Below are 2525 nucleotides of genomic sequence, written 5' to 3'. Positions count from 1 at the left end.
CGCTAGAACCGCCACAGATCAAGGCTCGCAATAGCGGCTTGGATCCGCTCCACTCGTGGCTGTGGAATTTTTTTCTCCTGCCTTTGGTGCTTGCGGAAAAGCGATTGCTTCGCACGAAGCGATGCGCGAGTGCGTTCCTTCTGCTTTTTCGCGCCCGCGCGTAGAACTGCCAGCGTATTCAGGATCCGCTCGCCATGCCGCAGGCCACCGCCAAGCTCAACGCGTTTCCCGTATTCATGCGGGTCGAGGGCGAAGCCGTGGCCATCGTCGGCGGCGGCGAGGAGGCTCTGGCCAAGGCGCGGCTGATCGGCCAGTCGAGCGCCGTGCTGCGCATCATAGCCGATGCCGCCGAGGCCGAGTTGCTGGCCTTCATCGCCGCGAACGGTGCCATCCACATTGCTGCCGCCTACGATGCCGCGCATCTCGAAGGCGCGGTCATGGCGTTTACCGCCAGCGGCAATGAGGCGCTCGACCGCCGGGTTGCCGAAGATGCGCGCCGGATGGGCATTCCGGTCAATGCCGTCGACCGGCCGGAGCTGTGCGATTTCTTCACCCCAGCGCTGGTCAACCGCGCGCCGGTCGCCATTGCCATCGGCACGGAAGGGGCCGGCCCGGTGCTTGCCCAGATGCTGCGCAGCCGCATCGACCGCATGCTGTCGCCGTCGCTCGGGCCGCTTGCTTCGCTTGCCGCCTCGTTACGCGGCACCGCTGAGAGATTGCTGCCGAAAGGCAATGCCCGTCGGCGCTTCTGGAGCGACTTTTTCGGCGGCGCGCCGGCCCGCGCCATGGCGGCCGGCCAGCTTTCGCAGGCGCATGATGCCGCCGTTGACCTGTTGCTTTCGAACGCGCCGGCATCGGGCCACATTGCCCTGGTTGGCGCGGGTCCCGGCGCCGAAGACCTGCTGACGTTGCGCGCCCACCGCCTGCTGATGGAAGCCGATGTCATCGTCCATGACGCACTCGTGCCGGAGACGATCGTCGCCATGGGTCGCCGCGACGCCGAGCGTCTGCCGGTGGGCAAACGCAAGGGCTGCCATACCAAGAGCCAGGCCGAAATCAACGCACTGCTGATTGAACTCGGCCGCGACGGCAAGCGCGTCGTGCGGCTGAAATCCGGCGATCCGCTGGTGTTCGGCCGGGCGGGCGAGGAAATGGCGGCGCTGCGCGATGCCGGCATCGCTTATGAGGTGGTTCCTGGCGTCACCGCGGCCTTCGCCGCCGCCGCCGATTTCGAGTTGCCGCTGACGCTGCGCGGCGTGTCGTCATCTATGGTGTTCACTACCGGCCATGACCTCAAGGGAAATTCGCTGCCCGACTGGGCCAAGCTCGCCATCTCCGGCGCAACGGTCGCCGTCTATATGGGCCGCTCAGTCGCGGCCGAAGTTGCCGGCCGGCTGATCGAGGCGGGCCTGTCGCCGGATACGGCGGTCGCCGTGGTCGAGAATGCCAGCCTTGCCAACCGCCGCCGTTTCCACGGCACGCTCGCCGACCTGCCGTCGCTTGAGGTCCGCGCCGACCTTACCGGCCCGGTCATGACGATCATCGGCGATGCAGTCGCCGGCGCCAACTTTGAACGTTCCGAGCCGCTCGCGGCACACAGGCATGAAGGCGCGGCCCAAACAGCCGCCGAAGGAGCTGAACGATGAAAGTTCTGACCGCAAACCGCCTGACCGACGGCGAAGCCGTCTGGTACGCCAACGGCGGCTGGGCCGAGATCATCGACAATGCCGATGTCGCTCATGATAAGGCGGCTGAAGACCGGCTGGGGGCGATCGGCGCCACGGCCTATGCCAACAACGAAGTGGTCGATGTTAATCTGATCGACGTGACCGTCGCCAATGGTGTGGTCGAGCCGGTCCGGCTCCGCGAAAAGATCCGCGCCGCCGGCCCGACCAACCGCAACGACCTGGGCAAGCAGGCCCGCCCGCAAGCCGCCCGGGCGGCGTAAACGACCACATTGATGAAACGGGCGGACGCGCCCGGAAAGACCAGACATGTACCGTTACGATGAGTTCGATCACGATTTCGTCCAGGCCCGCGTCGCCGAGTTCAGCGATCAGGTCGCGCGGCGGCTTGCTGGCGAGATCACCGAGGATCAGTTCCGGCCGCTGAGGCTGATGAACGGCGTCTACCTGCAATTGCACGCTTACATGCTGCGCATTGCGGTGCCTTACGGCACGCTGAACAGCAAGCAGCTGCGCATGCTCGGCCACATCGCCCGCAAATACGACAAGGGCTACGGCCATTTCACGACGCGCCAGAACATCCAGTTCAACTGGCCGGCGCTGTCGGACATCCCGGCGATCCTGGCCGATCTGGCGAGTGTGGAAATGCACGCCATCCAGACCAGCGGCAATTGCATCCGCAACGTCACCGCCGACCACTTTGCCGGTGCCGCCGCCGACGAGGTCGCCGATCCGCGCCCCTACGCGGAAATCCTGCGCCAATGGTCGTCGGTGCATCCGGAGTTCTCGTTCCTGCCGAGAAAATTCAAGATCGCGGTGACCGGCGCCGAGCGCGACCGC

The 2525-nt window shown here is 65.9% G+C and carries 3 protein-coding genes; all 3 read left to right on the top strand.

Features of this window, described 5'->3' with window-relative positions; genetic code table 11:
* Nucleotides 1-194: 194 nt before the first annotated feature.
* Nucleotides 195-1646: a siroheme synthase CysG gene (gene cysG, locus EOA85_RS32590; protein ID WP_127212459.1), complete on the top strand. Its 1452-nt coding sequence runs from the start codon at nucleotides 195-197 to the stop codon at nucleotides 1644-1646.
* Nucleotides 1643-1948, top strand: a complete 306-nt coding sequence (locus tag EOA85_RS32585; protein WP_127212458.1) for a DUF2849 domain-containing protein — start codon at nucleotides 1643-1645, stop codon at nucleotides 1946-1948. The genes cysG and EOA85_RS32585 overlap by 4 nt, the downstream gene beginning before the upstream one ends.
* A gap of 46 nt (nucleotides 1949-1994) precedes the next feature.
* On the top strand, nucleotides 1995-2525 hold a 531-nt coding region (locus EOA85_RS32580; RefSeq protein WP_164760037.1), incomplete at its 3' end, for a nitrite/sulfite reductase.

Origin of the sequence: Mesorhizobium sp. M5C.F.Ca.IN.020.29.1.1 (genome assembly GCF_003997375.1) — a bacterium.
GTDB classification, from domain to species: domain Bacteria; phylum Pseudomonadota; class Alphaproteobacteria; order Rhizobiales; family Rhizobiaceae; genus Mesorhizobium; species Mesorhizobium wenxiniae.
This window is presented reverse-complemented; position numbering and strand designations above follow the sequence as displayed.

What these genes read in the sequence shown, in the direction of transcription:
- cysG (WP_127212459.1), top strand. Translation starts at nt 195, where the DNA reads ATGCCGCAGGCCACCGCCAAGCTCAACGCGTTTCCCGTATTCATGCGG.
- EOA85_RS32585 (WP_127212458.1), top strand. Translation starts at nt 1,643, where the DNA reads ATGAAAGTTCTGACCGCAAACCGCCTGACCGACGGCGAAGCCGTCTGG.